The sequence below is a fragment of the Corallococcus sp. AB038B genome (assembly GCF_003668955.1).
In the GTDB taxonomy this organism is placed as follows: domain Bacteria; phylum Myxococcota; class Myxococcia; order Myxococcales; family Myxococcaceae; genus Corallococcus; species Corallococcus exiguus.
In genome coordinates this window covers 757,301-781,620 of sequence record NZ_RAWO01000001.1, presented here as the reverse complement: position 1 = coordinate 781,620, position 24,320 = coordinate 757,301, and the positions used below count along the sequence as shown (strand labels likewise).

At 69.9% G+C, this 24,320-nt stretch carries 20 protein-coding genes; 10 read left to right on the top strand and 10 right to left on the bottom strand.

Features of this window, described 5'->3' with window-relative positions:
• Positions 1 to 41: 41 nt before the first annotated feature.
• Entirely contained in the window at positions 42 to 2,207 is a 2,166-nt protein-coding gene (locus D7Y04_RS03325; protein ID WP_121758276.1) for a molybdopterin oxidoreductase family protein, read from the top strand.
• A 363-nt stretch (positions 2,208 to 2,570) separates the two neighbouring features.
• Here D7Y04_RS03325 and D7Y04_RS03320 read toward each other — a convergent pair whose 3' ends face one another.
• The gene (locus D7Y04_RS03320; protein WP_199749606.1) at positions 2,571 to 3,650 is read right to left on the bottom strand and encodes a lysylphosphatidylglycerol synthase domain-containing protein; all 1,080 of its coding nucleotides are present in this window, start codon (positions 3,648 to 3,650) and stop codon (positions 2,571 to 2,573) included.
• A 281-nt stretch (positions 3,651 to 3,931) separates the two neighbouring features.
• On the opposite strand from D7Y04_RS03320, the gene D7Y04_RS03315 reads away from it, so the two are divergent.
• Together D7Y04_RS03315 and D7Y04_RS03310 are read left to right on the top strand one after the other, a co-directional pair.
• Positions 3,932 to 4,918: a zinc-dependent alcohol dehydrogenase family protein gene (locus tag D7Y04_RS03315; RefSeq protein ID WP_120597432.1), complete on the top strand. Its 987-nt coding sequence runs from the start codon at positions 3,932 to 3,934 to the stop codon at positions 4,916 to 4,918.
• A gap of 32 nt (positions 4,919 to 4,950) precedes the next feature.
• Positions 4,951 to 5,715: a glucose 1-dehydrogenase gene (locus tag D7Y04_RS03310; protein WP_120597431.1), complete on the top strand. Its 765-nt coding sequence runs from the start codon at positions 4,951 to 4,953 to the stop codon at positions 5,713 to 5,715.
• 34 nt (positions 5,716 to 5,749) lie between these two features.
• Here the strand turns inward: D7Y04_RS03310 and D7Y04_RS03305 are convergent, their stop codons facing one another.
• Both D7Y04_RS03305 and D7Y04_RS03300 read right to left on the bottom strand, forming a co-directional pair.
• Positions 5,750 to 8,299 carry a hypothetical protein gene (locus D7Y04_RS03305; RefSeq protein WP_121758275.1) on the bottom strand — a complete coding sequence of 850 codons (2,550 nt, stop codon included), beginning with the start codon at positions 8,297 to 8,299 and terminating at the stop codon, positions 5,750 to 5,752.
• A gap of 84 nt (positions 8,300 to 8,383) precedes the next feature.
• Positions 8,384 to 8,716 carry a YnfA family protein gene (locus D7Y04_RS03300; protein ID WP_120562296.1) on the bottom strand — a complete coding sequence of 111 codons (333 nt, stop codon included), beginning with the start codon at positions 8,714 to 8,716 and terminating at the stop codon, positions 8,384 to 8,386.
• Positions 8,717 to 8,850: 134 nt separating this feature from the next.
• Here D7Y04_RS03300 and D7Y04_RS03295 point away from each other — a divergent pair, with 134 nt between their 5' ends.
• Positions 8,851 to 9,582 carry an SDR family NAD(P)-dependent oxidoreductase gene (locus tag D7Y04_RS03295; protein WP_121758274.1) on the top strand — a complete coding sequence of 244 codons (732 nt, stop codon included), beginning with the start codon at positions 8,851 to 8,853 and terminating at the stop codon, positions 9,580 to 9,582.
• Positions 9,583 to 9,875: 293 nt separating this feature from the next.
• Here D7Y04_RS03295 and D7Y04_RS03290 read toward each other — a convergent pair whose 3' ends face one another.
• Positions 9,876 to 10,361, bottom strand: a complete 486-nt coding sequence (locus D7Y04_RS03290; protein WP_121758273.1) for a VOC family protein — start codon at positions 10,359 to 10,361, stop codon at positions 9,876 to 9,878.
• 106 nt (positions 10,362 to 10,467) lie between these two features.
• Positions 10,468 to 11,589 carry a BMP family protein gene (locus D7Y04_RS03285; protein ID WP_121758272.1) on the bottom strand — a complete coding sequence of 374 codons (1,122 nt, stop codon included), beginning with the start codon at positions 11,587 to 11,589 and terminating at the stop codon, positions 10,468 to 10,470.
• Between the two features lie 50 nt (positions 11,590 to 11,639).
• On the opposite strand from D7Y04_RS03285, the gene D7Y04_RS03280 reads away from it, so the two are divergent.
• A complete protein-coding gene (locus tag D7Y04_RS03280; protein WP_121758271.1) occupies positions 11,640 to 13,217 on the top strand; it encodes a hypothetical protein in 1,578 nt (525 codons plus the stop codon).
• A 3-nt stretch (positions 13,218 to 13,220) separates the two neighbouring features.
• Here the strand turns inward: D7Y04_RS03280 and D7Y04_RS03275 are convergent, their stop codons facing one another.
• Positions 13,221 to 14,192, bottom strand: coding sequence for a hypothetical protein (locus D7Y04_RS03275; RefSeq protein ID WP_121758270.1), 972 nt, complete (start codon positions 14,190 to 14,192; stop codon positions 13,221 to 13,223).
• A 78-nt stretch (positions 14,193 to 14,270) separates the two neighbouring features.
• Here D7Y04_RS03275 and D7Y04_RS03270 point away from each other — a divergent pair, with 78 nt between their 5' ends.
• Both D7Y04_RS03270 and D7Y04_RS03265 read left to right on the top strand, forming a co-directional pair.
• A complete protein-coding gene (locus tag D7Y04_RS03270) occupies positions 14,271 to 15,947 on the top strand; it encodes an amidase (protein WP_121758269.1) in 1,677 nt (558 codons plus the stop codon).
• A 67-nt stretch (positions 15,948 to 16,014) separates the two neighbouring features.
• On the top strand, positions 16,015 to 17,115 hold the full coding sequence (locus D7Y04_RS03265) for a PE-PPE domain-containing protein (RefSeq protein WP_121758268.1): 1,101 nt from the start codon (positions 16,015 to 16,017) through the stop codon (positions 17,113 to 17,115).
• A 36-nt stretch (positions 17,116 to 17,151) separates the two neighbouring features.
• Here D7Y04_RS03265 and D7Y04_RS03260 read toward each other — a convergent pair whose 3' ends face one another.
• Together D7Y04_RS03260 and D7Y04_RS03255 are read right to left on the bottom strand one after the other, a co-directional pair.
• Positions 17,152 to 17,553 (bottom strand): hypothetical protein, encoded by a 402-nt coding sequence (locus D7Y04_RS03260; RefSeq protein WP_121758267.1) that lies wholly within the window; start codon positions 17,551 to 17,553, stop codon positions 17,152 to 17,154.
• Positions 17,554 to 17,685: 132 nt separating this feature from the next.
• Positions 17,686 to 18,225, bottom strand: coding sequence for a nuclear transport factor 2 family protein (locus D7Y04_RS03255; protein WP_121758266.1), 540 nt, complete (start codon positions 18,223 to 18,225; stop codon positions 17,686 to 17,688).
• A gap of 88 nt (positions 18,226 to 18,313) precedes the next feature.
• On the opposite strand from D7Y04_RS03255, the gene D7Y04_RS03250 reads away from it, so the two are divergent.
• Genes D7Y04_RS03250 through D7Y04_RS03240 form a run of 3 tightly spaced genes read left to right on the top strand, consistent with a single transcriptional unit; the run spans position 18,314 to position 20,701 of the window.
• Positions 18,314 to 19,093 carry an alpha/beta fold hydrolase gene (locus D7Y04_RS03250; RefSeq protein WP_120578231.1) on the top strand — a complete coding sequence of 260 codons (780 nt, stop codon included), beginning with the start codon at positions 18,314 to 18,316 and terminating at the stop codon, positions 19,091 to 19,093.
• On the top strand, positions 19,075 to 19,872 hold the full coding sequence (locus D7Y04_RS03245) for a ZIP family metal transporter (RefSeq protein ID WP_147452122.1): 798 nt from the start codon (positions 19,075 to 19,077) through the stop codon (positions 19,870 to 19,872). The genes D7Y04_RS03250 and D7Y04_RS03245 overlap by 19 nt, the downstream gene beginning before the upstream one ends.
• A 28-nt stretch (positions 19,873 to 19,900) precedes the next feature.
• Complete coding sequence (locus D7Y04_RS03240; protein WP_121758265.1) at positions 19,901 to 20,701, top strand: SDR family oxidoreductase; 801 nt, start codon at positions 19,901 to 19,903, stop codon at positions 20,699 to 20,701.
• Between the two features lie 2 nt (positions 20,702 to 20,703).
• Here D7Y04_RS03240 and D7Y04_RS03235 read toward each other — a convergent pair whose 3' ends face one another.
• Both D7Y04_RS03235 and D7Y04_RS03230 read right to left on the bottom strand, forming a co-directional pair.
• The gene (locus D7Y04_RS03235; protein WP_121758264.1) at positions 20,704 to 23,088 is read right to left on the bottom strand and encodes a hypothetical protein; all 2,385 of its coding nucleotides are present in this window, start codon (positions 23,086 to 23,088) and stop codon (positions 20,704 to 20,706) included.
• A 129-nt stretch (positions 23,089 to 23,217) separates the two neighbouring features.
• Positions 23,218 to 24,255 (bottom strand): trypsin-like peptidase domain-containing protein, encoded by a 1,038-nt coding sequence (locus tag D7Y04_RS03230; protein WP_120597418.1) that lies wholly within the window; start codon positions 24,253 to 24,255, stop codon positions 23,218 to 23,220.
• Positions 24,256 to 24,320 lie beyond the last annotated feature (65 nt).

The window sequence follows — 24,320 nt, the reverse complement described above, 5'->3', positions numbered from 1 at the left end:
ATGGCCCCACACGGGGAAGAGCCGGCGTAGGCTCTCCGTCCATGAGCGCTTCCGTCCATTTCCGCACCTGCAATCTCTGTGAAGCCATGTGCGGCGTGCGCATCGAAGTGGCGGATGGGCGCATCACGTCCATCAAGGGGGACGCGGCGGACCCGTTCAGCCGGGGCCACATCTGTCCCAAGGCCGTGGCGCTCCGCGACCTGCACGAGGATCCCGACCGGCTCCGCCATCCCATGAAGCGCACCGCTTCCGGCTGGGAGCGCGTGTCCTGGGAGGACGCGTTCCGCGACATCACGCAGCGGCTCCATGACCTCCAGAAGGAGCATGGGCCGAACGCCGTGGGCGCGTACCTGGGCAACCCCAACGTCCACAACCTGGGCGCGATGATGTTCGGGCCCGGGCTGCTTCGCGCGCTGCGCTCGCGCAACCGGTTCTCCGCCACCTCCGTGGACCAGTTGCCCCACCAGCTCGCGGCCCACCTCATGTTCGGCCACCAGTTGCTGGTGCCCATCCCGGACATCGACCGCACCCGGTACATGCTCGTCCTGGGCGCGAACCCGCTCGCGTCCAATGGCAGCCTGATGACCACGCCGGACGTGCGCACCCGGCTGCGTGCCATCCAGGAGCGAGGCGGCAAGGTCGTCGTCATCGATCCCCGCCGCACGGAGACGGCGGTCATCGCGAACCAGCACGTCTTCGTAAGGCCCGGCACCGACGCGCTCGCCCTCTTCTCCCTGCTGCATGTCGTGCTGGAGGGAAGCGCGCACCGCATGGGACGGCTCGCGGAGTTCGTGGACGGATTGGACACCGTGCTGCCGCTCGTCCGGGACTTCCCTCCGGAGCGTACGGCGCCTCACACGGGCATCGCACCGGAGGTGCTTCGCGGCATCGCCCGGGACTTCCTCGCCGCTGACGGGGCTGTCTGCTACGGGCGTGTCGGTGTGTCCACGCAGCCGTTCGGCTCGCTCTGCCAATGGCTCATCAACGTCCTCAACGTCGTCACCGGCAATCTGGACCGCGAGGGCGGCGCGCTCTTCACCCTTCCCGCTTTCGACCTCATTGGCGGGCCTCGCGCGTTCGGTGTCAGCCCTGGCAGCCATGGCCGATGGAAGAGCCGGGTGCGTGGCCTGCCGGAGTCCTCCGGAGAGCTTCCCGTCGCGGCGCTCGCGGAGGAGATCCTCACCCCGGGCGAGGGCCGCATCCGAGCGCTCATCACCATTGCCGGCAACCCCGTGTTGTCCACACCCAATGGCACGCAGTTGGACACAGCGCTGGGGCAGCTCGACTTCATGGTGAGCGTGGATCCGTATCTCAACGAGACCACTCGCCACGCGCACTACATCCTGCCGCCCGCGTCGCTGCTGGAGCGAGGACACTACGACCTCGTCTTCCATGTGCTCGCCGTGCGCAACACGGCGAAGTATTCGCCGCCGGTGTTCCCGGCCGGTCCGGACTCACGTCAGGACTGGGAGATCCTCCTGGAGATCCAGCACCGGCTGGAGACCCTGCGCAAGGGACGGAGCGTTCGCGCGCTGCTCCAGTACCAGGCCCTCAAACGGATGGGGCCGGAGCGCATCCTCGACCTGGGCCTGCGCATGGGGCCCTATGGCTCGCGCTTCCATCCGCTCAAGAAGCACGGCCTGTCGCTCGCGAAGCTTCGTGCCGCGCCTCATGGCATCGACCTGGGCCCGATGAAGCCCAGCCTGCCCGGCAGGCTCCGCAACCGCTCCAAGCGCATCCAGCTGGCGCCGGAGCTGCTCGTCGCGGACGTGGCCCGGCTTCGCGCCGCGTTCCCTGATGACGCGGCACCTCGCGATGGCGAACTGCTGCTCATCGGCCGCCGGCACCTGCGCGACAACAACTCGTGGATGCACAACGTGCCGGGGCTCGTGAAGGGCCGTCCCCGCTGCACGCTCATGGTCCACCCGGACGACGCCTCACGCATAGGGCTCGCGGATGGCGCCAACGCCACCATCCGCTCACGCGTAGGGGAGGTCACCGTGCCCGTCGCCGTCACCGCCGACGTGATGCCCGGCGTCGTCAGCCTGCCGCATGGCTACGGACACCAGCGCCCAGGCATCCGCCAGCAGGTCGCCAGCGCGCACGCGGGCGCCAGCATCAATGACCTCACGGATGACCAGGCGCTAGACGTCGTCAGCGGCAACGCCGCGTTCAGCGGGACACCGGTCCAGGTCCGACCGGCCTGAACCTCGACCATCCGAGGTGTACACCGTCGGTCTGACGCGGTTCCGCGAAACCTGTCCGACTGTCGGACAAGTTCATCCGCCCGGATGGACGGAGGCTCTCCGGCAACGGCCCACCAAAACCTGTCCGACTGTCGGACAGGTTTTCGCCGCTCGGGTGGACCAGAGGCCCTGGCCGCGGTTCTTCAAAAGCTGTCCGACTGTCCGACAGGTTTCCGTTGCTCGGATGAAGCGGCGGCTCCGGGCTTCGGTCCTTCAAGACCTGTCCGACTGTCGGACAGGTTTTTACGGTGCGACTCCGCCAGCGAGGCCCCACTGGGCTCTCGCCTTCTCATCCGTGAAGACGGAACCTGGAGCTGCCAGGACCTAGCGGTACACCGGCGTGGACAGCACGGGCGGCGCCACCACCGGCGCGGCTGCCGCCACCTTCGCCTTCGCGCGCCACACCAGCGGAGTGAGCGCTCCCACCAGCACGAACACCGCCTGCACCGTGTGCGCGAGCAGCGCGATGGACATCGCCTTCGCGGCCGTCGTCCCCATCGCTCCCGCCGCCAGCGAGAACATCCCGTCCGTCACGCCCACCTGCCCCGGCACCAGCGAGCCCATCGCCAACGCCACCAGGTAGAGCCCCTGCGTGAACAGCGCCTGCACCACCGACGCGTCGATGCCCACCGCGTGCGCCAGCACCGCGTACTGCATCACCTGCAACACGCGGCTGCCCAGGAAGGCCAGCATCGGCCGCCACGGACACAGCCCTCCGGCGCATACCGATGCCTGGAACGCCTCCGCGTGCTCGCCCCATTTTCCGCACCGCCTGCGCATCCACGTGCCCAGCCGCTTCGTCCGGAGCCCCGCGCGCACGCCCAGCGACGCGAGCAGCAACACGACGCCGTGCACCAGCATCGCCACCGTGAACGTGCTCCAGCCCGTCATCAGATATGCCGCCAGCGCGCACGGGAAGGAGATGAGCCCTCCGGCTCCCAGCGACGCCGACTGCGACGTGGCCGCCGCCGCCGTCGCGGCCGCGCCTCCCGTGTATGGCGTCAGCAGCGTGGCCTTCGTCGCCTCCGCCGCCGTTCGGCCCGCGGGCGCCATGCTCGACACGGCGGTTCCAATCAGCTGCGCTCGTACCAACACCGACAACGGCACCTGCCGTGCACGCGCGCCATAGGACAGTCGCGTCGCCGTGGCGTCGCACGCCTGCCGTCCCATTTCGATGAACACCACCCAGGGGAGCAGCGGCAGCGCATCCAGGAGCGTGGTCTTCAGCTCGCCCGCGCCGGCCTTGTGCACCAGGGTCCCCAACATCCCCAGGCCGCCCATCGCGAACACCGGCTTGAGTACCGTCAGCAGTCTGCGTCTCCAGACGCACGGTGAGGCGGAAAGCCCCTCCCCTGCGGCGGCCCCCGGCCCGGCCAGGGCCCCTTCGCGGTGCTCGTTGCTCACACTCGCCCTCCTCGCCCGTCCCCACCCGCCCCACCGAGGGGTCCATTTCAGAACCTGTGCAGCCCCCAGCGTCGTGGCGAGGCCCGATCGTCGTCGGCCGTTAGCCTCCTTCCTCTCGCGTCCGGGGGTGGACAGAGCGCCGTGCCCTCGGGACGGGAATGCAGGCGGAGCGGATCCATCCACCAGCGGATGCACACCGCGCGTGGCATCACAGCGCACGCTCGGCAGCAGGGCGGAAGGCGGTTAGGGTGGCGCCGCCTTCACAGCGCGGGAGCAATGCCATGAAAGCAGTGCGCTTCTCGGCCTTCGGGCCGCCTTCCGACGTCGCCCAGGTGGTGGAGGAGTCCCCCACCCCGCTGAAGCCCGGTGAGGCGCGGCTGGCCGTGCTCGCCACGCCCATCAACCCGTCCGACCTGCTCACCCTCTCCGGCGAATACGGCGTGCTGCCCAAGCTGCCCGCCACGCCCGGCAACGAGGGCGTGGGCCGCGTGGTGGAGGTGTCCGGCTCCGACGCCGTGGCCGTGGGCGACCTCGTGTTCCTCCCGCTGGGCTCGGGCACCTGGCGCACCCACCTCACCGCGCCCGCCGCGCAGTTGCTGCCGGTGCCGCCGGGTCTGGACCTGCTCCAGGCGAGCATGCTGCTCATCAACCCGCCCACCGCCTACCTGATGCTGCGTCAGTTCGTGACGCTCCAGCCCGGCGAGTGGGTGGTGCAGAACGCCGCCAACTCCGCGGTGGGCCGCTACCTCATCACCCTGGCGCAGGTGATGGGCCTGAAGACCGTCAACGTCGTGCGCCGCCAGGAGCTGGCCGACGAGCTCAAGGCCCAGGGCGCGGACGTGGTGCTGCTGGACACGGACGAACTGCCCCAGAAGGTGCGCGCGGCCACCGGCGGCGCGAAGGTGCGGCTGGGCATCGACGCGGTGGGTGGCGAGTCCGCTCGCCGCGTGGGCGACTGTCTCTCCACCGGCGGCACGCTGGTGAACTACGGCGCCATGAGCGGCAAGGGGCCCATGCTGTCCGCTGCCGCCAGCATCTTCAAGGACGTCACCCTGCGCGGCTTCTGGCTGACGCGCTGGCTGCGCGATGCCCCTCGCGAGGAGCAGAACGCCACGCTCGCGCGGCTGGCGGAGCTGATGGCCGTGGGCACGCTCCAGGCGCCCGTGGACGGCACCTATCCGCTGGAGCGCATCCAGGACGCGGTGAAGCGCGCGCTGGAGCCGGGCCGCAACGGCAAGATTCTGCTCACCCCCAACCCCGCGGCGTGAAGCACCCGCCGCTCACTGAAGGAACGACGACCATGAAGCGAGTCGAAGGCAAGGTGGCCCTGGTGACTGGCGGCGCGGGGGGCCTGGGCGCCGCGTCCGCTCGGATGCTCGCGCGCGAGGGCGCGAAGGTGGTGGTCACCGACCGGCGCGAGGGCGAGGCCCGCGCGGTGGCGGAGGAGCTGGGCGACGCCGGCCTGTTCCTCCCGCTGGACGTCACCCGCGAGGACCAGTGGGTGAGCGCGCTGGCGCGCACGGTGGAGAAGTTCGGGCGGCTGGACGTGCTCGTGAACAACGCGGGCATGGGCATCGTGAAGGACGTGGAGGAGATGTCCCTGGACGAGTGGAGGTTCGTGCACTCGGTCAACCTGGACGGCGTGTTCCTGGGCTGCAAGCACGGCATCCGCGTGATGAAGGAGTGCGGGGCCAAGGGCTCCATCATCAACATCTCCTCCATCGCGGGGCTCGTGGGCGTGCCCCAGTTCCCCGCGTACTGCTCCAGCAAGGCCGCTGTGCGCATGCTGTCCAAGTCCATTGCGCTGCACTGTGCCTACAAGGGCTACGGCATCCGCTGCAATTCCATCCACCCCGGCTACGTGGAGACCGCCATGGTGGAGGCGCTGGCCCAGGCCGGTGGACAGGCGGAGAAGACGCGCGCGCGCATGCTCAAGGGCATCCCCATGGGCCACTTCGGTGAGCCGGATGACGTGGCCAACGCCGTCGTCTACCTGGCGTCGGACGAGTCCAAGCTGATGACCGGCGCGGAGATGGTCCTCGACGGCGGCGCCACCGCGCAGTAGCGCGGCAGGCCCCCACTCCAGGCGCCCGGGGACATCACTCCCAGGGCGCCCCGAGCAGCTCCCCGAAGCGCATGCCCAGCTCCATGCGGCCCACCATCACCTGTCCCCAGGCGGTGGCCTGCGCGGCCCAGGTGGCGGGCGTGAGCCCCAGGGTCTCGAAGAGCTTCATCACGTCCCCACCCTGCTGCATCGCCTTGATCATCCGCGCGTAGTCCACAATCGTGGGGAAGGCGGACTCCGGGAAGAGCACCTCGCGGTCCACGTCCTTCAGCGGTACGCGGGGCTGGAGCGTCACCAGCAGGCGCTGCGCCTTCACGCGGGAGAGCGTCTCCTGCTGTTCGCGTTCCGCGGCCTGCCGGGCCCGGAGCGCTTCGGCCTCGCGGCGCTGGGCCTCCAACTGGCGCTCCTGGTCGCGGCGGCGGGACTCGGCCACCTGACGGTCGATGGCACGCTGCCGCTCGCGCTCCTCGTCTTCACGTCTGCGCTCGCGGCGCTCCCGCATCATCCGCAGCGCGCTGTGCGTGTCGTCCAGGAAGTCGCGGTGGATGTTGGACTCCTCCTGCGGAGACGGCGTGGCGAGCACGCGCTGTTCGAAGGCAGGGAGCCACGACTCGAAGTGATCCAGCTCCGCGTCCAGGACGTCGAGGACGTGGACATCACGGCCTTCCAGCCCGTTGCGCAGCGCCATGGCGCCCTTCGACACGGAGAGGGACGCCGTGCGCGGGCGCGTGCCCACCAACTCCTCCGCCGCGTCCCAGAGGGCTCGCAGCCTCTTGGGGAGCGCGTCCACCGGGACTCGGTCCAGCAGCTGCTCCGTCTGGCGGTAGAGCCCTTCCGGATCCACGCGCCACCAGGCCTGGAAGCGCACGAGCGCGTCCGGCTCCACGTCGCACTGGTACTCCCACAGGCGGTCGCGCCAGGCCGCGAAGGCGGTGAGCAGGGTGGCACGCTCGGCGGGATGGGACTGGAAGCGCCTCCACACGGCTTCGACGAACAGCTCGCTTCCGGTGAGGGAGCTCCAGGAACGCACCACTCGGGTCAGCGGCGCCACCAGGAGGTGCTGGCCCGGCCCTTCCCAGACGGCCATCAGCAGCCGGCCGAAGTGACCGGGGTCGGGGTGCTTCTCCGTGCTCGGGTGCTCTGGAATGAGGCTCAGGTTCCGGGCCCTGGAGGGGAACATGAGCAACGCCTCCAACAGCGCCTCACCGCTGTTCGGGTCGCGGGCCCAGTCGTTCAGCCGCCGCTGTTCGTCCACGCCCGAATGGTGGAGGAAGCGCGCGAACGAGGAGTCCTGGAAGCACTCGGTGCGGTCCTTCTTCGCGCCCCGGTCGATGGCGTGAACGGTCTCCTCCAGGAAGGCCCACATCGCCTCGGACTCTTCTTCCTCGGGGGGCTCGGGGTCGTCGCGGGGAGGCGTGGCGGCCCAGCCGAAGAAATCGAGCGCGGTCTCCGCGGGCAGGTCGCTCAGCACCGAGCGCGCCCAGCGGGCCCAGCGCCGCTGGTCCTCCAGCCCCCATTCGCGAAAGGAACGCCGCTTCGCGAAGGAGAGCAGCTCGTCCGCGAGCGACCCGACCGTGCGCAGCGACACGGTGAGCAGCGCTTCCAGGGCGCCCTCGGGTGGAGGGGTGGGCAGTTCGCGGAGGACCTCCTTGGCGAAGGCCGCGTCCCCATCCCGCTGCAGGCGCGTGAGCAGCCGGCGTGAACCCCACTGGCTCAAGGTGCGCCGCGCGAAGGCGGCGAGGTCCGCATCGGAAGAGTCCAGCGCTTGGGCGACCTCCACCTCGTCGTGGAGACACAGCGCGCACTCGAAGCGGACGTCGGGGTCCATGCCATACAGGCCCCGACGGAGCGCGGTGGAGACATTGTCCGGCGGCGCTTCGTGCGACGCGCGCACCCAGGCGACCGCGGCGCGTGAGGACAGCTCCGGCACGTCGAGCACGCCCAGGGCGAGGGTGCGGATCCGCTCACGCTCCTCCTGATTCAAACGGGGGGAGAGGCCGCTGCGCCAGCGCGTCATCGCGAGCATGGCCTCCACCGCCACGCGGCCCTCGCCGTGCAGCAGCTGGTTGCGCACGGAGAAGCGCGCCTCCTGCGACCAGGTGCCCTGGTGCACCCAGGCGAACGAAGCCAGCAGGCGCAGGGTCGGATCCGGGGACTTGCTCGCCAGCCACTCCACCGAGTCCGGCATGGGACTGAAGGGCGCGAGCATCTCCTCCAGGGACGCCTCCTCGATGGGCAGAATCACCGCCCACGCATCCTCCAGCTCCCGCACGAAACCGCGCTGGATGAGGAGGGGCTCGATGCGGCGGGCGTCCTCGGCGAGGCGCTGCACCGCGCCCCACTGCCGTGCGTAGCGCGCCTCCAGCACCGCCACCTGGGCGGGCTCCAGCGCGGCGGTGCGGGCCGCCAGGGAGAAGCGGTCCACGCCGGACTTCACCAACGCCCGCGCGGAGCCATAGCGCTCCAGCGGGATGGCACCACAGAGGCAATGCGGGCACGCGGCATCAGCAGGGATGAAGCGGATGCACCCGGGGCAGCGAACCTCCGCGCCCTGGCGCACGCCGCTGTCGAGCAGGGCGGACATGCCGTGTGTCTACCCCGGTCCGGGGGTGTCGCGCACCCTGGGCCACAGGCAGCCCGCACGGCTCTGGGATGCCCTGACGCAGGACTACCTGCGAGGCGCCAGAACGATGATCGCCATCCCTGTCAAAGCCACCAGGGCCCCCACGATGTCCCAGGTGCTGGGCCGCTCCCCCTCCACGGCCCACAGCCAGGCCAGGGCCACCGCGATGTAGACGCCTCCATAAGCGGCATAGGTCCGCGCGGCCCCCGTGGGGTGGAGCGTCAGGAGCCATGCGAAGGCGGCGAGGCTCACGGCCGCGGGAACGAGGAGCAGCGGAGATCGGCCCTCGCGCAGCCAGAGGTACGGCAGGTAGCACCCCACCACTTCGGCCACTGCGGTCAGAACGAAGAGGCCCAGGGCTCGCAGGAGGATGAGCATGGGGCACTTCGTTCCATGGGGTGCGGTGCGGCAGCAAGCGCGTCCGCGAGGAGCGGTGGGAATGACGCCCTTCCGCCGCATGGCATTGCCAGCCGTGCCTGTGCCATCCGTATGCCTATCCAGGAGGCACACACATGGGCGCATTGGACGGGAAGATCGCGGTCGTCACGGGCGGGAGCACGGGCATTGGCTTCGCCATCGCGGAGCGCTTCGCCAGCGAGGGCGCGGAGGTGGTCATCGCCGGGCGCCGGCAGCAGCGCCTGGAGGACGCGGCGGCGCGGATTGGCAGGGGCGCCCGCGGCGTCGTCACCGACGTGGGCGACGACGCGCAGGTGAAGCGGCTCATCGACTCCGTGCCGCGCGTGGACCTGCTGGTGACGTGCGCGGGTGGCGCCGTGTTCGGCGCGGTGGACAGCGTGCCCTCGCAGTCGTGGCGCGCCCTCTTCAACGACCGCTTCTTCGGCCAGCTCTCCGCCTGCCACTACGCGGTGCCGAAGATGGCCCCGGGCAGCGCCATCATCCTGTGCTCCGGCATCGCGGGTCACACTGCGCTGGTGAACTACTCGGGCGGCGCGGGCCTGTGCGGCGCGGTCAACGCCATGGGCCGCTCGCTGTCCGTGGAGCTGGCGCCCAAGGGCATCCGCGTCAACGTCCTGTCCCCAGGGCTGACGCGCGACACGGATATCGACTGGGGCGTCCCGCCGGAGCAGGTCGGCGCGTTCCTGGACGCGCTCGTGAGCAAGGTGCCCCTCAAGAAGCCGGGCACCGTGCACGACATGGCGGACGCGGCGTACTTCCTCGCCACCTGCGCGTACGCCACAGGGCAGGTCATCGACATCGACGGCGGCTGGACCGCCGGGGCGTAGCGCTCCGAAGGACGGATGCGCCGGGGCCGGAGGAGCGGTAAAAAGTCGCTCCGATGAGCATGCCCGACGAAGCGCGCCGCTCGCGACGGCGGCCTCTTCTACCACCTCATCCTGGACCTGGTGGGGAAGCACGGCGACGCGGACATCGTCTGGGCCAACCAGGACGCACTGGAGGACGCGGTGGCGCGGCTGAGTGGATCCGCGCGCCCGCTCCCGCGAATGGTTCGCGGAGATGAAGCACCGCGGGCCGTGAACCTCCGGCGCCGCGTGGCTTCGCGGGACCGAGCCGGCGGCTACCGCGCCTCCGCCGCCCGCTTCAGCTCGGCGATGTCCAGCTTCACCATCTTCATCATCGCGCGCATGACACGGTCCCGCTTCGCCTCGTCCGGATCCAGCAACACCTGCTGCATATAGGTGGGGACGATCTGCCAGGACAGCCCGAAGCGGTCCTTGAGCCAGCCGCACTGCACCGGCTTGCCACCGCCCGCGAGGAGCTTGTCCCACAGCTCATCCAGCTCCGCCTGCGTCTCACAATCCACGCTCAGCGAGATGGCGTCCGTGAAGGGGACACCGGGTCCGCCGTTGAGCGCGACGAAGCGCTGTCCCGCGAGCTCGAACTCAATGGTCAGCACCTTGCCCTTGGGCTGGGGGCCCGCGTCCGTGTAGTGCGTGACGTGCAGGACCTTCGAGTCCTTGAAGACAGACGTGTAGAGGGCGACGGCCTCCTCAGCGTTGTTGTTGCACCACAGGTTGGTGACGATCTTCTGGGCAATGGCCATGGGGGGATTCCTCCTGGCCCTAGGGTGGACGCGGCGTGCGCGCCGGGCAGCAGCACAAGGCTGGACCGCCCCCCTCCCCTCCAATCGCCCGAGCAGGGGCCCGTGTTCAGGGCTGCGTGGGCACCTTCAGCTCCCCGGAGATGATGCGGGCCTTGAGCGCCTCCACCGTGCGCAGCGCCTCGTCCTTGCCCGGGAAGTCCAGCCGCACGGGAGCCAGCCCCATCCCTCCCTCCTTCAACCCGAGCGAGACATTCCCACCCTGGAAGCGCCCCTGGCGCTGTTCGCGGATGGCCTCGTACACCACCAGGTCCACGTGCTTCACGACGGCGGACAGCACCGCCTCCGGCGCCAGGTGGGACGGGTCGGAGTCCACGCCAATCACAGACACGGCCTTACCCGCCTCGCGCGCCTCCTTCACGGCCTGGATGGCGCCCAGGCCGTCCACGCCGGCCGCCGCGAAGAGGACGTCCGTGTTCTTGAGCAGCAGGTCCTGCCCCACCTGCTTGCCCAGGGCGAAGTCCGTGAAGCTGCCGGTGTAGTTCACCAGCACCGTGGCGCTCGGGTTCGTCGCGGCCACGCCAGCCCGGAAGCCGGCTTCGTAGCGCTGCACCAGGGGAATCTTCATCCCGCCCACCATGCCCACCCGGCCCGTCTTCGTGACGAGCCCGGCCAGCGCTCCCGCGAGGAAGCAGCCCTCCTCCTCGCGGAACACAACCGTGCGGACGTTGGGCAGCGTGATGACCCGGCCCTGCGCGTCCAGCAGCGGGCTGTCCACCAGCAGGAAGGGCAGTGAGGGATTGCGCCGGGCCACCGTCTCCACGGCGTTCTCCAGCATGAAGCCCACGCCCATCGCCAGCGACACGCGCTGCTCCGCGAGCAGTTGGAGGTTCGGCTCGTAGTCCTCCGCCACGCGGCTCTGGAGGACCACCGGCGTGATGCCCAGCGGAATCATCTCCCACCCGCGCGCGGCGACGTCCGGGGCCAACGAGTCCTTCCGCTCGGACGCGGTGGTGTCCTGATATCCAGCCTTCTCGTATTTCACTCCCGCGGCCCACAGCTCCAGTCCCCGCAGCGCGGAGTCATTGAAGGCGTGGTCGCCCCGGCCCCCCAGCCCCAGCACCAGGCCGATGGCGGGCTTGGAAGGCGCGGCCGGCGCTTCCTTCTTGCAGCCAGTAGCGACCGCCAGCAGACACACGACGAGGGGGAGGATTCGGCGGCGCGGGTGCATGACGCCGCGTAATGTACCATGCGGCTTCTGGCGCTCCCCCAGGGTGGACGATGCTCTACTACTTCAAGTGTCAGAAGTGCCTGAACACCAGCGGCATCTTCCTGGAGAGTGAGTTGCCGGGCGACATGCCGACGTGCAACCACTGCACGAAGGAAGGCGGCAGCAGCAAGGTCGACAAGCTGTCGACGATGGCCTTCTTCTTCGGCTGCTCTGACTGCAAGGGCCAGTGGATGTACTCCGCGCCCAGCACCTACTCGGATGAGAAGGCGAACCGTCCGGACTGTCCGACGTGCGGACACAACCACTCCATCTTCTTCGTCCCGCTGACGACGGGCGCCAACAAGGCCCAGAAGCGCAAGAAGGCCGGATTGCTCAACCCGGCGCGGCACGACGTCAGCGGCTCGCTCGACATCGCTCCGGACGCGGCGGTGCTGAACCTCAAGCGGCGGCGGCTGGACGACGGCTTCCAGGACGAAGTCCCCACCTTCAGCGTGAAGCCCGTGGAGGACGATGACGCCAAGGCGCGCATCGACACCGAGCGGGCCTACCAGAAGGTGAAGAGGCGGCGGCAGGACTACGACACGAAGTTCGGGGCACTGACGAACGCACAGAACCCGAAGACGACGACCACGCACCCGGGCCGGGTGGTGTCACTCAACCAATACAAGACCCTGCTGACCCACCGGGAGACGGTCAACAGCACCAGCTATCCCCGTCTGAGCCAGTCCGCCCCCACGGTGGTGAACGCCGCGAAGATCGTCGGCCGCGACGCCGTCTGGGATTACCGCGAGCTGGGCCCCAACTCCTTCATGCGGCGGCTGTGCACGCTGCTCTACACCATCGACTTCGGCGGGGACTCGATGAACCCCGTCGAACTCCAGGCCATGTGGGCCCACGGCTCGCTCTTCATCTCCTCCAACAACTACTCCTATGGGCTGGAGCTGGAGGACTCCCTGGGCACGCACGGGACGCTCAAGGCGCTGATTGGTCAGATCAAGATTGGCAAGGCGGGCGCGGGGTCCATCAACTCCTCCAAGCGCAACCTGAAGAAGTCCCACACGGATCGACTGCCGGATTACAAGACGGCCTTCGTCTCGAACACCGAGGCGGCCTATTCGGAGTACTTCCAATATCAATGGAAGTACATCTTCAAGCAGCTCCGGGCGTCGCTGAACTGCGCGAACCACGAACTCCTCACCATCACGAAGAATGGCGACGACTACACGGCCTGGACGGCGCCCGCGGTGGCTCCGGGCCGCGTCTACCTGGTCGTGCCGGAGCAGGGCCGCGGGACCTTCACGAAGAAGGACATCCACGCGGAGCAGATGTTCTATCCCATCCTCATGAACCTGGACGCGGCGGGGCTGTTGAGCGAGTCATCCCCCGCGTTCATCGGCGGCGTGAAGACGCCCTGCCGGACCTGCTACGAGGTGCTCCAGGCGGCCTCCGGCGCGCTGGGCAACAAGCTCGTGCTGCCGACGGATGCCTCCGGCCACTACTGGGAGGCGTCCGGCATGCACGTCCCGGGCACCGTCTTCCCGCCAGCCCATCAGACGATGGTGTTTGGCAAACCGGGGTCGGACAAGATTTTCGACACGGAAGTGCCTCCGTCCCCCACGGGCCACTGACGCTCAGGCGTCATCGCCATACATGCCAATGGGAATCTTGGCCTTCACGGCCTCGATGACGGCCGCGGGACACTTCGCCTCGGCCGCCGTCATGAGCGCCTTGGGCGATGCGTGGAGGGTGACGGCTCCCAGGGAGTACTCGACGAGCGGCACCGCCATCTTGCAGGTGGTCTTCAGGTAGAAGCGCAGGTCCAGCGCCCCCCGGATGGCCTCCACGGCGTCCTGGAGGGCGACCTCCGCCGTGCGCGCGTTGTCCGCCTGCTGATACGCGGTGATCTGCTGCTGGCTCAGCAGCTCCGCGTAGACTCCCAGGACGTGCTCGGGGAGGTAGTGCACCTGGGCCTCGCCGTAGGGGATGGAGGCCGCGTTCAGGTAGGGCGCCTTGATGACGCCGCTCGGGAACGAAGTGCCGTCATCCAGGACGATGTTCCGCTCCACACCGCGCTGCTTTCCAGTGGAGCTGACGTCGGGCCGGGTGCCATTCACCCGCTCCCGCATCTCCACGAGCTTCGCGCTGACCAGATCCCAGGTCCCCAGGGTCTTTCCATTGGCCTGCGGCGCCGCGGTGCGGGGGAACTGGCCGGGATACCGGTTCTCGAGGACGTTCTTGGTGGGCAGCCCCAGGTCCCCCTTTCCCCAGCCAGCGAGCTCCGCCTGGTTGCTGATGACCACCCCCGGGCATTTGAAGGAGTCGTACTCCTGGATGGGCAGCCCCTGCAGCACGGTGAACGCCGCGTGCCAGTAGTTCTTGTCCATCGAGGGCTCCACCGCGTCGATGCCCAGGTGGTAGTATTTGTACCTCGGGTGGATGTTGTATTTGATTTCATCCTCCACCCGCCGCGTCTTGCGGATGCAGAGCACCCGGTCGAACTCGGTGCGGATCCGCTCGGAGAGGGTGGCGACGCTCGCCTGACTCTCCGTCTTGGACAAGTGGTTGAAGCGCTTCGGGCGGGTGCCTCTGGCAATCTTGGGCATGACTTGAATCTACGAGGTGTTCCAGGGACAGGGAATGACCTGATGCGTGGATGAGCATGGGGTGTAGGCTCGGGGGCCATGACCTACCGACGCGCTCCGGTGAAGGCTCCGCGACTCTCCGGCATGGCCCTCAAGGCCATGGTCAACACGCTGGAGCGGGGCGGCGTGGGCCCGGCGCTGGTGGAGAAGTTGATGCGGGACAGCGGCATCGAGCCCTGGCGCGAGCTGTCCGCTGGCGATGCTCCTCCCATCCAGTACCCGCTGCCTCCGGGCGCGCCGCCTTCTGAATCACAGACACCGGTGGAGCAGGCCGCGCGCGCCGTCGCCGCGTCGCCCGTGACGCCGAAGCAGCAGACGGTCGCGGCGTTCGCTCGCGCCTACAGGGATGGGAGCACGGACCCGGTGGCCGTGACGCGCAAGGTCCACGAGGCGATTGAACGGCTGGACGTCGGAGCGGACCGCCTGGGGCTCTTCATCGCTCGCAAGCCGGAGGAGGTGCTGCGGGCGGCGGAGGCGTCCGCGGAGCGGCTGCGCGCCGGAATGCCCTTGAGCGTGCTCGACGGTGTGCCTGTCGTCATCAAGGACGAGCTGGACCTGGCGGGCTTCCCCACGACGCTGGGCACCACGTTCCGCACCGAGCCGGCCCAAGCCGACTCCACCGTGGCCGCCCGGTTGAAGGCCGCGGGCGCGGTCATCCTGGGCAAGGCCAACATGCAGGAGATTGGCATCAACCCCATCGGGTTGAATCCGCACCACGGCGCCGCGCGCAACCCGTGGAGTCGGGGCCACATCACCGGAGGCAGCTCCAGCGGTTCTGGTGCCGTGGTGGCGGCGGGCCTGTGCCCGGTGAGCATTGGCGCGGACGGCGGCGGCTCCATCCGCATCCCCGCCGCGCTGTGCGGCATCGTCGGGCTCAAGGCCACCTGGGGCCGCATCCCGGAGACGGGCGTGCCGCCGCTGTGCTGGAACGTGGCGCACGTGGGCCCCCTGGGCCTCACCGTCGACGACGTCGCGGCGGCGTATGCGATTGTGGCCGGACCGGATGGACACGACGTCGTCGCCCGGCAGCAGCCTCCGCATCACCTGTCTGGCTATGAAGACGGCGCGTTGAAGGGCGTGCGGATGGGAATCTGCACGCCTTATTTTGAAGACGCGGACGCCGACGTGGTGGCTCGCTGCCGCGAGGCCGTGCGCGCCCTCACCGACGCGGGCGCCACGGTGGTGGAGCTGCCCGCGCCGGACCTGAATACGATTCTCTGGACGCACAGCTGCATCATCCTGAGTGAGATGGCGGAGGCGATGCTGCCGCAGGTGAAGGCCCGCGCGTCGGTGTTCGGGCTCGACTCGCGCACCAACCTGGCGCTGGGGCGTCACTTCCGGGCCACGGACCTCATCCACGCGCTGCGGCATCGGCACCGGCTGACCCGCGAGCTGCTGGCGCTCATGGCGGACGTGGACGTCATCGTCACGCCGACGACGGCGAGCACCGCGCCCGCCATCCCCGAGGCGACGCTCCCGGCCGGAGAGTCGAACCTGCCGGTGGTGGACGCGCTGATGCGCTTCATCCGCGTGGCGAACCTCACCGGCTGCCCTGCCCTCTCCGTGCCCGCGGGCTTCGACCGCGCGGGCCTGCCCGTGGGCGTGCACCTCATGGGGCGCCCCTACGAAGAGCACCTGCTGCTGCGCCTGGGCCGCGTGGTCGAGCGCGCGACGGAGCGCCGCACGCCGGGCATCCACGTCAACGTTCTGCCCTGATCGGGGCAACTCCTTCTCTCACTTCCCGATAACCCTTCTCGAACCGCGAGCACGGAAGGTCCGGGACATGTCCATCGACGGAGTGGGTAGAGGCGGAGTCCGGCAGGTGACGCCGCGCGCCGTGGAGGGACAGACCGGCCCCGTGGCGAAGAACGCGCTCGCGCGCCCGCTGGCGGCCAAGGACGTCTTCGAGGCGAAGAGCGCCCAGCCCTCCAGCTCCGGCAACGCGAACCTGCCGCCCATCCAGTCCAACACGGGCACGGTGCAGGCCGGCACGGTGCAGCTGGATGACGCGACGAAGGTGGCTCGCGGCGCGCTGAAGATCGACTCGAACGCGGATCCGAAGACCTACGACGGCATGTACCTGGGCTCGGACGGCTACGCCTATCCGCCGGACAAGTTCTCCGTGTCGGAGGTGCCGCCGTTCAAGCCGGAGAAGCCCATCGCCTCCCCGGCGCCGACGACGTACCACGTCAACGGCATCCTGACGCAGCCGCAGGGAGACGGGAACGCCACGGGCGAGGCCCAGAAGCTGGCGAACGAGTCGGGCACCAACGTGGTGCCCATCTACAACGCCACGGAGGGGCTGCCCGCGGACGTGACGCAGACGGGCATGGACCGGTTGGGCCTTGGCGACAACAAGGCGGCCCAGACGCTGGCGGACGCCATCTACCGGGACCTGCAGGCAGGCAAGAAGGTCAACGTCACCGGCTACAGCCAGGGTGGCGCCATCGTGTCGAGCGCGCTGCGCGACGTGGACAACCGCATCAAGGACGACATGGGCGGCTTCTGGGGCAACCTGCCCGTCCTCGGCGATGGCAACCGCGACAAGCGCGAGGCGCTGCTCGGGAACATCAACGTCTCGACCTTCGCGGGCGCGGGCAAGACGTTCCCGGACGGGCCCAAGTACACCTTCTACGTGAACAAGCAGGACCCCGTGCCCACGTGGCTGGGCACGCACGCGTTCAACCCGGTGACGGACATCGTGAGCGGCATCGCGTCCGGCCTCTTCCCGGGCATCGGCATCCTCAACGGCGGCCCGTCCACCCAGTATCCGGAAGGAGCGACCATCCACACCTTCGACTCCGCCGGGAACGGCGAAGTCTTCGCCCTGGATGGCAAGCACGGCATCGACACGTACCTGAACAACATCCAGAACGCGGTCTGAAGCCGCTGGGGCGCGGTGTTCCTGCTCGCCCCGGATTCACGGTGAGGCGGGCGCCTGCTCTTCGGTCCGCGCCCGGTTGGGACGGCGCTCGGGGACGGGGGCGATTCCGCCCACCCACTCCCAGTCCATGCCGTTCCACGCCTGTTCGCACCAGCGCAGGTCCGTGGCCAGCTCGCGCGCCTTGGTCCCGTGGGGGATGAGCGACCAGCCCAGCCGGGACTGCTTGCACTCGCCGCTCTTGAACTTCAGCAGCCGGCGCTGACCCTGGGCCTCGGCGCGCTCCGCTTCCCAGAGCGCCTGGTTCCGCAGGCCGTCGCCCTGCGCATCCACACCGTTCCACTCACACCACGCCTGCACGTCCTTCAGTCGGACCAGCTTCGATCCCCGGGAGAGTTCCGTCACGGCCGCGACGAGAAGGTCGGGGGTGATGACACGCATGCGTTGGGGCCTCCGTTACAGAGCGGCGAAGGACTCCAACGTACAGCGTAGGAAATGGCGGAGGGCCTCAGCTCCGCCATGCGTTTGTCATGGTTCTGTCATGAAGCCCGGCATGACGCAGGCGGGCATGCGTCAGGGCTTCGGCGCGGGCTTGCTCGCCGGGGCGGGCGGTGTGGCTGCCTTTGTCTTGGAGTACGTGGCGATGCGGTTCGTCACCTCGCCCATCAGGTCGTTGGGGATGGGGACGGAGAGGTTGTACTGGGCGATCTTCCAGCCGGCCGCGTCCTTCACCAGCACGCCGCTGCCGCGCGCGGGGCCCAGGTTGGGCGTGTCCAGCGCCTCGTCGAACCAGGCGACCTGGCCGTCCTTGGAGAAGAACACGTTGCGGGACACCGACTTGAAGGACCACGCCTTGCCCTTGGAGAAGAAGGGCTTCGACCACGCGCGGAACTGGTCCACCGTCCAGCGCTCCTCGCCGTCCGTGCCCATGAAGACCGCGTCCGGCGTGAAGAAGGAGAAGTAGCGCGGCTCGTTGGCCACCGCCGCCGCGCGGTGCCAGTCGTCCAGCACCGTGGCCACCGCGACCTTCGGGTCGGCCGGAGCCTGGGCCGAGGCCGGAGCAACGACGGGGTTGGCGCCGAGCGCCAGCAACAACCAGGAGACAGGTGCCATCGGGTTCACCTCGACGAAAGGGGGGTTCGCGGTATGAAGCGGCAGGCGTGCCTCCAGGTCAAGGCATGCGACACAAGGCGGTGGTGGCGTGGTGCTCGAAAGTTTTCAGGTGGGCACGGGGGATGTGCTCACGGTGATGTTGCACGGCTTCCTCGGCACGGGCCGCAACCTGCGCTCGCTGGCCGTCGCGTGGACAAAAGCCGATCCGCGCCGCCGCATCCTCCTGCCCGACCTCACCGGCCACGGCACCTCCCCGGCCCTGCATCCGGACGCGGACCTGACGACGCTCGCGCGCGACGTGGTGGACACGCTCGACGCGCAGGGCTTCACCGGCGCCGTGGACTGGGTGGGCCATTCGCTGGGCGGCCGCGTGTCACTGGCCGCCAGCCTGGAGGCCTCCGAGCGCGTGCGCAGCATAGCGCTGCTCGACATCGCGCCCGGCCCCGTGCCGGTGAACCTGTCGGACAGCGGCTATGTCCTGGACATCCTGCTGAAGGCGCCGCCGCGCGCCGACAGCCGCAAGGACCTGCGCGCGAACCTCATTGGGAACGGCCTGTCAGAGCCGCTGACGGACTGGATCCTCATGAACCTCACGCCCGACGGTGACGGCGTGCGCTGGCGCTTCGACCGCGACGCGCTCCTCCGGCTCCACCGCCGCGTCACCGGCGAGGACCTGTGGCCCGCGGTGGAGCGCCCCGTGCACCCGCCCCTGCGCTGCATCCGCGGCGGGCGCAGCCGGTACGTGTCCGATGAGAGCGCCCAGCGCCTGGAGGACGGTGGCTGCCCCGTGGCCTTCCTTCCGGACGCCGGCCACTTCGTGCACGTGGACAGTCCCCAGGACGTGCTCACGTGGCTGATGGCCCCCTGATGGATACACAGACCGTCCTGCTCGTCTTCGTCGCGGTGGGGCTGGACGGCCTGGCCGGGCTTGCGGGCGGTGTGTTGTCCGAACGTTGGCTACAACGGCGGCTGCCCGCGCTGGTGGCCTTCGCCGCCGGAACGCTTTTGAGCGCGGTGTTCCTGGAGGTGCTGCCGAAGGCGGTGGAGGCCAAGGGCGATGCAGCCTTCGCGTGGGCCTTCGCCAGCTTCGTCGTGCTGACGTTCATGGAGTGGGCCCTGGGCCATCACCATCACGACGCGGAGGCCGCCGCCGGACACGCGCACGGCCATCATCATGCGCACCCGGTCTCGCCCACGCTGCCCACCGCGCTGCTCGCATCGGATGCGTTGCACAACGTGGGTGATGGCGCGGCGGTCGCGGCGGCCTTCCTCGTGTCGCCGCAAGCGGGCTTCGCCACCGCGTTCGCTGTCATCGTCCATGAGCTGCCGCAGGAGGTGGGCGACTACGCGCTCCTGCGCGCCGCGGGCTGGACTCGCGCGCGGTCGCTGGTCGCGTTGGGCGCGGTGCAGCTCACCGCCGCGGTGGGCGCCGCCGGCGTGTTGCTGGGCACGCGGTATCTGCCCTCGCTCCAGGGCACGGTGCTGGCCATCGCCGGAGGCTCGTTCCTCTACATCGGCGCGGTGGACCTGTTGCCAGAGCTGCGCCGGGGCCCGGACTCACGCCAGCGCGTGGTGGGCTTCCTGTGTGGCCTGCTGCTCATTGGCGGACTGCACTTCGCGGAGCGGTTCGCGGGAGGCCATGGCTGAAGGGCCGCGCCCCTGAGAGGATGGGGCCATGCAAGGAAAGACCGTGATTGTCACCGGTGCCTCCGCGGGCATTGGCGAGGCGCTGGCGGTGGCCCTGGCCGGCCGGGGCGCGAACGTGGCGCTGGCGGCGCGGGATGCCCAGGCGCTGGAGCGCGTGAAGGCGAAGTGCGAGGCCGCGGGCGGCAAGGCACTGGCAGTGCCCACCGACGTGGGCGACCCGGAGGCGTGCCGCAGTCTGGTGGAGCGCACCGTGGAGGCGTTCGGCGGCGTGGACGTGCTCGTCAACAACGCGGGCATCACCATGCACTCGCGCTTCGAGGACGTGAAGGACCTGGGCCTCTATGAGCGCCTCATGCGCATCAACTACCTGGGCGCGGTGCACTGCACCTTCCACGCGCTGCCGTATGTAAAGGCTCGCAAGGGATTGCTCGTCGCCGTGTCGTCGCTGACGGGCAAGACGGGCGTGCCCATGCGCACCGGCTACGCCGGCAGCAAGCACGCCATGCAGGGCTTCTTCGATTCGCTGCGCATCGAACTGTTGGGCACCGGCACGGACGTGCTCGTGGTGTCACCGGGCTTCGTGGCCACGGACATCCGCGCGCACGCGCTGGGTCCGGAGGGCCAGCCCCTGGGACAGAGCCCTCGCGACGAAGCGGGCCCCACCATGGACGTGGACACCTGCGTGGCCCTCATCCTGCGCGCCATCGAGCGCCGCGAGCGCGAGCTGGTGATGACGCTCACCGGCCGCGTGGGACTGGTGCTCAAGCTGGTGGCGCCCGCGCTGGTGGACAAGCTGGCCGCGCGCGCCATCCGCGGCAAGAAGGCCTGAGGCTACTTCTCCAGCCGCGACACCATGCCCCACAGGCCGTCGAAGGTGGCGTTGCCCACCTGATGCAGGCCGAAGCCCCAGAGGAAGGCGGTCATCCACCCACCGGAGCCGCCCCACGTGGGCGCGAAGACGTCCAACACCTGGAGCCCCAGCAGCACCGCGATGATGGACATCATCCCCAGCACCGCGAGTTCCACCTTCCACAAGTCCCTCGAGCGCGGCAGGGGAATCCAATCCAGGTTCACCAGCGCGTCGGTGCTCGCCTTCGTCGATGACGGCGGCAGCGGGGAGAGGTTCCCGGTGGCGGGACCGCCGGGCAGAGGTGATGGCGACGGCTGCGGCGATTCCATGGCCGGCTGCGAGAAGGGGTCCAGCGTCACGGCGGAGGGAACGGACTCCAGGGCCAGCCGGCCGCCCGTGGACACCGGAGGCGGTGGGAGCGTGACGTGGCGCGCGAAGTCCTCGCGGGCGGCGCGGTACTCCGCCGCGGCCAGGTTCGCTTCGCCCTTGTCCAATTGCTCACGCGCCGCCGCCAGCCGTGCGTCCACCCCTGTGCGCCAGTCCGTCAGGGTGTTCAGGCCGCCGCCGGATTGCGCATGGAGCTGCGTCAACGCCTCCTCCAGGTTGTCCACCAGCTCGCGCAGGTACAGCGCGTGCGCGGACTGGTAGTAGAGGTACGCCTCATCCACGCTCGCGGACATGCGGGCCCGCGACCGGGCCAGCTGTTCGCCCACGCGCAGGCGCAGCGCCGCCCACTCCTCCTGCGTGAAGCCGCCGGGCAGCTCCTTCGCGGTGAAGGCGTCCTCCAGGTCCGTCAGGAGGATTTCGAGGAAGGCCTCGCGCGCGGTCTCCACCAGCCGGCGCGATGCCTCCAGGTCGGGCCCCGGCAACTGCTGACGCGCGCGCAGCACGTACACGGGCAGCTCCCCCTGGAGCCGGCGGCTCACGGGGTCATCCCCACGTTGGGAGGACAGCGTCCGCGACTGCTGCTCCAGCTCCGTCAGCCGCGCCTCCAACACCGCGCGGGCCACCGCCTCCAGGTCGAGCGTGCGCAGCAGCTGCACCTGTTCGGTGAAGTCCGCGGACGTGGCCTCATCATTCTGGAGCAGCGTCTCCACCGCCTTGAGCTTGCGCTCGGCGTCCAGCAGCGCCACGCCCTTGAGCCCCTCCAGCTGCCGCAGGAGCACGGACCAGAGGGAGAAGAGCTGGAGGCGCGCCTCGAAGAGGGCGAGCACGGAGTCCTGCACGACGAGCCCGCTCAGCGGCCGCTGGATGTCCGCGAGGAGCGCGTCCACCTGGCGGCGCAGCGACGCGGCCACGGTGGCCTCGCGCTCCAGCGGACGGGCGGGCACCAGCGAGAGCAGCTTCTGTCTCGCGAACTCCGCGCGGCTGCGCAGGTTCACGCGAGGGCGCACGCGCTGCACGTAGAAGCGCACCGCCGCGGACGTCACCACGCCCAGGAAGATGAGGAACGCGCCGAACATCGCCGGCGTCTTCACCCAGACGGTGAAGGCCTGCTCCACCGCCGCGCCCTCCGGCACCAGCAGCCGCACCGTGCCGGTGTACTCGCCGGACTCCGGCAGGTCGTCCACGTCCAGGCTCAGCAGGCCAGTGCCGTAGGCGGGCACATGGAAGATGCCTTCCTTCCCCGTGCCTTGCGGCTGGCCATCCGGTCCTCGGAAGAACCACTTCGCGTCCTGCGCCTGCACGGGCGCGGCACCGTCTCCCGAGCCGCCCGCCCTGCGGTCCAGCTGCACCACCGCCGCGGGCCCCACCGCTCCGCTCACGCCCGCCGTCTCCCGGAAGGTCAGCCGCACCGTGGCCTTGCCGGAGAACGGCCCCAGCGTCCAACCGCGCGCGGGAGCCACCGGATAGAACTGCACCGTGGGCGCCATCGCCACGCGCTGCACGACGAGCGGAGTGGCTTCCCGCACGCCATCCCCCAGGAGCACCACTCGGCCGTGATAGTCGCCAGCCGCGGGCAGGTCCGCGGACAGCGTCACCGTCACCGGCTGCCGCACGGAGATGGGCACGTCCGCCGCGCCCTCCGTCGTGCCCACGCGCACCGTCACCGGCACCTGCGTGCCGTCCGCCGCGAGCAGCGGATCCACCAGCACCGTCACCCGCGTGACCTCCGCGCTCGCGTCGCTCGGTGACTCCGGAGACACGTCCGTGGGCGTGGGCAGCAGGTCCACGCGCAGCACCGTCTCCAGGTGGGCGGTGGACGTGCGCAGGCGCACCTGGTTGTTGGACGACAGGCCGGCGAGGCCGAAGCGCGGCGCCGCGCCCGCGAGCATGGGCCACAGGCAGAGCACGGCGCACGCCAGTGTCACGCCCGTGGAGAGCGGGCCCTTCGCGGCCAGGGTGCTTCGAGCGGGAAGGCTCATGCGTGGGGACGATAGCAGTCCCCTCCTCCGCGCTCGCATGCGCGTCCACGCGTGCGGATCCGAGGCCTCGTCACAACACGGGTGTAGCAACCCCGCTTCCCAGCTCGACCTACGTCCGCTTGCGAGGCCTCACTCCCAGCCCAGGCGGCGCAGCACGCTCCCGGACAGGCTCCCGCGGATGGCGTCCAGGGGGATGCCCTCGTCGTCCTCGGCGGATTCGTGGCCGGGGCGCGGGTCTCCGCTGTGGTGCAGCGCGACCAGCTCCAGGTCCGGCGTGAAGCACGGCGACCCGGACGAACCCGGGTGCGTGTTGGTGCAGTACGTGACTCGCGTCTGGGAGCGGTTGACCGTCTGGAACGTGTCCAGCGCCACCTGCATCGGCCGGCCCTTCGGGTGCTGCACCACGAGCGCCAGCGCGCCAGGCTCGAACGCCGTGGGCGACGACGGGGCCAGCGGGACGAAGCCGCGCGGCTGGTCCCCTACCCGGTCCTCGCCGGGGGCGTCCTGGATCTGCAGGAAGGCGTAGTCCAGCTCGTCGCGCGTGGCCTCGCGCGGACGCGGGTGCATCAGGTCCGCCGGGCTGTGCGGACTCTGCGCCAGGCACGCCGTCACCGCGTACACCCGGCCGGGATGCACCGCGATGCGGTCCGGCAGCACCTTCAGGTCGAAGCGCACGCGCAGCGCCTCCAGCAGCCGGTGCTCGATGACGTGCGAGTTCGTCAGCACGATATCCGGCGCCACCAGGAATCCCGTGCCCAACGCGCGGCCGCCCTCCAGCTCCACGCGGCACACGCGCCGCGACAGCGTGGTCAGCCGGTCGCGCCAGGCCTGCGGCGTCAGCGCCAGCCTGGACTGTTGGACGATGCGCGCCAGGGCACTGCCGGGCACGCTGCGCTGCACGGAGGACAGGTAGCCCTGCAGGAAGCGGCGGATGCGCGGATGGCCCGGCGCCGCCGCTTGCGCGCCGCGCACCAGCACGTCCGTCCACCCCTCCGCCTCCGCCGTGCGCACGAGCGCCCGGGCCCGCGCCGCCCCCTCCCGTTCGACGGGGGGCACCAGGCTGCGGCCGCATTTCACCTCGACCATCTGGAGGAGTTCCTCCAACGAGGTGAACGCGCCCAGGAGGGCGTGGGTCAGTTCCTCCTGTTCGGAGCCTTCAAGCTCCATCCGTCTCCTCGCTGCCGCGCGCGATGCATTCCGCCGTGCACCTAGCAGTGTACGCACGCGGGCAG